The organism is Marinicella marina (assembly GCF_030065545.1).
Lineage (GTDB): Bacteria > Pseudomonadota > Gammaproteobacteria > Xanthomonadales > Marinicellaceae > Marinicella > Marinicella marina.
In genome coordinates this window covers 492,332-499,323 of the sequence record NZ_JASJNC010000002.1, presented here as the reverse complement: position 1 = coordinate 499,323, position 6,992 = coordinate 492,332, and the positions used below count along the sequence as shown (strand labels likewise).

Annotated in this window: 3 protein-coding genes; 1 reads left to right on the top strand and 2 read right to left on the bottom strand. The window is 45.0% G+C overall.

The window, feature by feature from the left end:
• Positions 1–192: 192 nt before the first annotated feature.
• On the bottom strand, positions 193–4,086 hold the full coding sequence (locus QNI24_RS04890; protein ID WP_267175167.1) for a DEAD/DEAH box helicase: 3,894 nt from the start codon (positions 4,084–4,086) through the stop codon (positions 193–195).
• Between the two features lie 68 nt (positions 4,087–4,154).
• On the opposite strand from QNI24_RS04890, the gene QNI24_RS04885 reads away from it, so the two are divergent.
• A complete protein-coding gene (locus QNI24_RS04885) occupies positions 4,155–4,649 on the top strand; it encodes a c-type cytochrome (protein ID WP_267175166.1) in 495 nt (164 codons plus the stop codon).
• 42 nt (positions 4,650–4,691) lie between these two features.
• Here the strand turns inward: QNI24_RS04885 and QNI24_RS04880 are convergent, their stop codons facing one another.
• A complete protein-coding gene (locus QNI24_RS04880) occupies positions 4,692–6,887 on the bottom strand; it encodes a mechanosensitive ion channel domain-containing protein (RefSeq protein ID WP_267175165.1) in 2,196 nt (731 codons plus the stop codon).
• Between the last annotated feature and the right edge of the window lie 105 nt (positions 6,888–6,992).

Below are 6,992 nucleotides of genomic sequence, written 5' to 3'. Positions count from 1 at the left end.
TTTGCAAGACTTTTTTATCAATCATTCAAAATTAATTTTTAAACCCCCATCCAAACCACTTTTTACAAACCAGCTTGGCCGAGAGAGTGCGCATTATAGCGAACAAAATAACCTTGTAAACCCCTTTATGACATTTAGATGAAAAAAGATTTGCAGCACCAACAGCAGAGCACTGTATATATGGACTCAGTCCTATTTCACATCTTGAAGGTGTTGGAATTTATCATAGGCATGGGGCAATGCATACTGCATGCCTGAGTGACGTTCTATGAAACGACCAGCCAATATCTCACCTCGCGCTTCCATGCGCTGCAACAGTCTTGATGCTTCGCGCCACTTGACTGGCATTTGTTCGTTTTGCCAAACATCGTAACTAAGCACCCCATAACGATTGGCCATCAATGTGATGTAATGGCTGTTATCCACTGGTTTTTGTTCAATCAGGGACCAACGCCCCATCATTTCTAAATAACCCAAACTGTTTCCATGCTTCTTGGCTTTGATTAACTGTCGCCTGCGATCAGCCGGAGACTGAGCAAACACCCGCAAAGCCTGAAAGCCATCAGCAACCAACAAACCTTGTTTAATCAATTGAATCAAAACCTGTTCCAACTCTAATGGCAACCATTGTTTATGGGTCAAAATTTCTCTGAAAAACAACGCACCTTGATCAGCCAATAAGTGAACGACCTGGTTGGCCTTTGCATTAAGGTGTTCAATGTCAACTTGCGCAGGAAATAAATGCGCATACTTATTCTCTAAAAAAGTGAACTGCGTTTTCTGGATGGTCATTTGGTTCAGGTCACCTGAGACAAACTTTTCTTTCGCCCGCTTCCAAATGAACTGTCCCGTTTGACACAACATATCCAACATCATGCCATGATAATCGTTTACCCTGGGTTTGATGACTTCAGCTTCCCAATCGTGAGATGATGTGGCGAAACCTTGCCACTGTTTTAATACTTGTGACAACCCTTCTATCCCTTCTGCTGGTGCTGACAAGAACTGCCAGTCATGCAAAAAATCTTGATAAGCATCGGCTGAAAGCGTTTTCACTGCACGGCGTTGTTGACTCAGTTGCCTTTTCCTTAACCGAGCTAATTGGTGTCGCTCTATCCAATACTCATCATCATCTTGCACATGATCAAAGCGGAATGCCACACCTTTGTGCTCTAACGACATAAGAGCCTGTTGTAAAAAACTGGCCGCCAACGGGATACGCTGATGGAGCTGCTTGAAACCAATCAAGCCACTTTGACTCAAACGGTTATTGACCCAGGATTCGATGTCTTCTAGCTCAATACACTGTGGCTCACAGATTACCCGCTGGACCAGTGCAGCTGCGTGCAAAGTGCAATAAGCTGTTTTTGTTTCGTATTGAACCTCATGGATGCGTCCGGCTGACAACAATTGTTCAATGCCCAGTTGGTGTGGGCCAACCTCATCCGTCCACAACAAGCCATGGTATGAGATCCACTCATGCAACTCATCCAAGTCTCGAACCAATGGTTTGATCGATTGATTGAATGCCTGTATGTCAAAATCATTGAGTTTTTGCGCGGTAAAAGACTCATCTAAGCGTTGCGACTGAACCGCCAACGTCCTGCGCTCTTCAGCTGGCGCTTCGTCTAAGAAGGCATAATTTCTGGCATTGATGATGGCCAATGATGTGGGTGATGGTGTGTGACTGTCTATATAATGTATGTTAATTGCTTTAGCATCAATGCCGGCCAAGATTGATGCCAGTTGTTTCACATCCATGATGCCTTCGGTACAATCTGTGATGGTCTGCGCCACCAAGGGGTGATCAGGCACACTGCGGGCACCGGCTATGTTCTCCGCACAGGCAATCTGGTCTGGAAAAATTTCAGCCACCAAATCCTCTGCCTCATTGCGTTGGAATTGCGGTATCACTTTCTTACCACCTCGGCGTCTTTTAACGGCCAAAGCCACCGATGCATTCCAGCGCCACTGGGTCACAAAGAATGGCGTGTCTAACAAGGCCTGAATCAGAACTTCTTTGACGGTATCAGGTTTCAAATATGCTTGGATGGTAGATAATTCAAAACTGTGGGTTGAGCTCAGCGACAAAATCAAAGCATCCTCAAGTGCGGCCGCTTGCAGTTCAAAATTGAATTGCCGACAAAACTTTTTACGCAAAGCCAAACCCCAAGCACGATTTACTCTGGAGCCAAAAACCGAATGAATGACTAGATGCATGTCGTTGTTACCATCAAAAAAACGCTCAACCACAACGTCTTGTTGTGACGGAATGGTGCCAAGCACTTCTTTGGTCTTGCAACAATAATTAATGAGTTGTGCCACGCCAAACTCATTGACAGCGAGTTGCGGTAACGTCTGACCTTCTATTAAATGGTTATTAAAATCCTGACGCAGTTGTGAAACACAGCGACTCAATGCATCTGAACGCCACATTTGCACACCAAACCAAAAGGGAATGTTGGGAGGTTGCCCTGCAGCATCCTCAACATACACGGTGCCTGTTTTCACTTGCAGTATGCGGTATGAATGGTTGCCTAACTGAAAAATATCACCCGCCACACTTTCGAATGAAAAGTCTTCATTCAGGGTACCGATTTGCAAATCATCTGGCAGCAGGCGCACATCATAATCAAACTGTTCAGGGATGGTGCCACCATTGAGTAAGGCGGTCAATGCTGCGGCTTTCCTCGGTCTGATCTCACCAGTTAGCTCATCATAGAAAACCAATGCTTTTTGATAAGTTGAACGACCTGAGTATCCAGCGGCCAACATCGACACCACTTGTTCAAACTCAGCAAATGTCAGGCCTTGATAAATACTGGCACCACTGAACAGGTGATAAAGCTGTTTGGCTTGCCAATTCTTCTGTGAAACTTCGGCAACAATCTGTTGTGCCAACACATCCAAGGGTTGCTGGGGAAATTCGGTTTCCTCTAAAACACCTGATTCGACCCCCATCAAGGCAGCACTGGTTTCTAACAAATCATCAATGGTCAATGGATAGATGAGTCCCTTGGGTGTTCGATTGACGCCATGTCCCGATCGACCCACCCGCTGCAACAAGGCCTGAATGCTGCCCGGAGAACCCAGTTGGCACACCAGGTCCACATCACCAATATCTATCCCCAGCTCTAGTGATGCCGTGGCAACAATGGCCTTGAGCTGGCCTGCTTTGAGCGCTTGTTCGGCTTTGAGTCGGTGCTCCTTGGCCAATGAACCATGATGCGCTGTTACCGCATCTTCACCCACGCGCTCAGCCAAATGCTTGGCAGCACGCTCTGCCAAGCGTCGATTATTTACAAATACAACGGTGGTTTGATGTCCTTTAATCTGCTCAGACAACAATTCATAAACTTCAGCCATTTGCTCATTGGACATCACTGCCGATAAAGCCGTTGGCGGAATTTCTATGCGCAATTCCATGTCTCGCTTGTGGCCCAAATCAACCACAGATGAATTGTCTTGGTGCAAAACATAACTTTGCATCTTTTCAATCGGTCTTTGGGTGGCAGATATGGCGATTCGTTGTGGCCGCCGCAAAGTCAATGCCTCCAAACGCATCAATGATAACAACAAATGCGCCCCTCTTTTATTTGGCGCCAGGGCATGCACCTCATCGATGATGACTGACTCCACACTGGCTAACATGCTGCGCCCTGCTGCAGAGGTTAAGATGTTATAGAGCGACTCTGGGGTGGTGACCAGAATATGCGGTGGTTGTCGTTTGATTTTATCGCGCTGATAACTGGGGGTGTCGCCTGTCCATACTGCACTGTTAATTTGAATCTCATGATCTAATTGATTGATCGCCAAAAGCGGCTGTTGTAGGTTGATGTTGATGTCATTGGATAGCGCTTTCAAAGGGGAAACATAGATGACTTTCAAGCCTGTGGCTTGATCAGCACGCGCTTCAAACAGTTGATTGATGGCACTGAGGAAAGCTGCCAGCGTTTTACCAGAGCCAGTGGGCGCAGCTATCAATACGTCTTTACCAGAAGCAATTTCCTGCCAAGCCTGCTGTTGCACTGGTGTCGGCTGCTTGAATACTTGCGTAAACCATTGGGTGATGACTGGATTAAACATTTGGCAAAGTGATGCTTATTATTTATAATGCGGCGGTTAAAGTTAAATTACACAACACAGGATAATTCATGAGTAATAAAGATTCGATATTTTTTAGAAATTTTTCTATTCTACTCGCCGCACTGGTGGTTTTAACCGTTGCTCTGATTTTGGTTGGTATGTCCATGCAGAATAATTTGGTTGCTAACATCAAAAGCGAAGCCGATCGCAGTGCCATTGCAGAATTGATTAAGCCTGTGGCTGCTGTAAATACTGACCCCAACGCCATTGTTGAATTGGAGCCGGCGGCCTTGGCTGCTGCGTTCGATGGCTCATTGGATGGTGAAATGATTTATAACAACGCCTGTGCTGCCTGTCATGTGTCAGGAGCTGGCGGCGCCCCAAAACTTGAAGCCGCGGCTTGGGAATTGCGTTTGGCCCAAGGCATGGACAAGTTGGTTCAGCACGCAATCGAAGGTTTTGTCGGCGATTATGGCATGATGCCCGCCAGAGGCGGTAATGCCGCTTTGACCGATGAACAAGTCAAAGTCACAGTAGAGTACATGACAGCCCACTTAGAATAAGACCAAGCAATAACAAAAAAAAGCGGCCGATGGCCGCTTTTTTTATGCCTGACTGTTTCCACCTTCATTTTCCGCCTCAAGCTCATCATCTGCTGGCTGATCAGCATAATGAATCACACGTTGTGGAAATGGCACCTCAATACCGTATTTATTGAAAGCGGTATCAAGCTCCCAAAGAAATGAGGCTTTGATGCGATTGGGCCTTCTGACACCGTATTTTGAAACCCAAACCAACAAGATAAAATCCAATGAATTGTCACCAAAACCCTTCATCCACACCTCAGGCTCTTTGCCTTTCATGTTGGTCAAGGTATAACTGACATTCTCAGCAGCCTCAATGGCTGCTGCTTTGACTTTCTCTTTGTCTGTACCATAAGCCACGCCAAATGGTATTTTCACCCGTTTAATCGAATCACGCAGGGTCCAGTTGATGATTTTATTGGTCACCAAATCTGAGTTTGGAATCACCACGTCGATGTTGTCGTTGGTATTGATGCGCGTGCTTCTGGCATTGATCTCCATCACCGAACCGGTGTAACCATCTTCCATCTCAATGTAATCACCCACCTTGAGACTGCGTTCAAACATGATGGTCAAACCAGAAACAAAGTTACTGACTATGTTCTGCAAACCAAAACCAATACCAACCGACAATGCACCAGCTATTAATGTCAAATTGGTGAAATCGATGCCAAGGGTGGTAAAGCCTGCAATGGTGGCGATAAAGATGATCATGTAATGAATCAACTTATCTAAAATAAAAAACACCGAAGATTTTTCGACCTTGCGCCTTGATTCAACTCGGTGCAATACAAAACGCACCAGTTTGGAGACCAAATAACCAATCAATACGATGACAATCAAACGCAAAAGTGGCATCAATGTGATTGGCGTTTCATTGATTTTAAACAGTGTTTGATTGGCCAGGCGCTCGAAACCAAACCACACACCAGAGCTGTATGACTTGATTTGGGCCCACAACCGATTGATGCCGTCTTTGCTGTTGATGACTTGCTTGGTTAAGAGGCTTTCGATGAAACTGACCCGTTCTTGTTGCCAAGACAAATCATCAAGACTTAATAAAAGGGTTTGGGCCAAGCGGTTCCTTTTACTGGCTGCATCTTTGATTTTGCGGTTGGCTTTTAATTCAGAATTAATCGCTGGCGAAATCAAGATGTCCTGTGCCAGGGCTTTCCACTTATCGAGATTGGCTTCTGACATGGCCAACAATTCACTGGCTTTGTTGACATGATCAAGGATCAAGTCATCATCCAAAGCCTTATCTGGCTGATTACTGTCCAACCAATCCAGCTGGGCTTTTTTCTGAATTTGTTCTAATTGCAGCAAGTTCAAAGCCAACATGTTATTGGCTAATTCTAGTTTTTTAACATCAGTCTGCAAACTACCTAACAAATCATCTGTCTCAGGCAAAGTGATGCGAATATTGGCAGACTGGACCTGTTTGTCAGCTTCATCGATTTGTGCATCCAGCGATTCAAGAGCCTTTTCTAAACTGGCGGTCTTTTCAACGTCTGGTTGGATTAAGTTGATGGCATCTTCAAGGTGATTGTTTAAATCGCTCAGCTGCTTTTCTTGGTCAGCCTGTTTCACCTCAAGCAAATCCGCCTGTTTTTCATACAGCGCCATCCAAGAACGGCTTTCGATCCACTGCAAGCCCGTTTCCAATTTACCCAAGGATTCTTTGGGTAAATTTCTGTGACGGATGATCAAGGCATCAATCGCCTGGTATTGTATCTTGGCATTGTTCCTGAGTTCATTGATGTCATCTTGGCGTTGAATTTTTTCACGTTCAGAATCCCTGACCATTTTTTTAATGGCATAGATTTCATCTAAGGAATAAGCGTCTTGTTTTTCAAAGACGATGTTCTCGGCCTCGGTTTCAACTTCAGATAGATTGATTATTTGATCGAGGTTATTTTGAAATTGACTGATTGATTTAAGGGCGACATTATCGATTGGGTAAGTTGCTTGGTCTTGGTAAATCTCAAGCGATGCTGACAATTGTTTCAATTGAAAAAAAGGATCTTCAACTGGGGCGTTTTTTTTCGCTTCTTGCCACCATTTAACAGTTAATTCATTGGGTTTAGGCACTTCATAGGAAGTGGTTTGTTCTGACCCAGTCAATAAATCAAGTGGGTTCTGGGCTTGAGCCGGTATCAACGCTGTGAGCAACAGCAGTACAAATATTCTGATCAGTTTGTCTCCAGTGTGGTACATGAATGTCCTAAAAAGGCACTTCAAGTGCGGTCAAAATAACTCATAAAGCCGGTTGGTTTGTGTCCCCAATGAACAGCAAAAACACAGCACTATGAGTCACTTACA

Coding starts and splice junctions, on each gene's coding strand:
- QNI24_RS04890 (WP_267175167.1), bottom strand. CDS start 4,086: ATGTTTAATCCAGTCATCACCCAATGGTTTACGCAAGTATTCAAGCAG.
- QNI24_RS04885 (WP_267175166.1), top strand. CDS start 4,155: ATGAGTAATAAAGATTCGATATTTTTTAGAAATTTTTCTATTCTACTC.
- QNI24_RS04880 (WP_267175165.1), bottom strand. CDS start 6,887: ATGTACCACACTGGAGACAAACTGATCAGAATATTTGTACTGCTGTTG.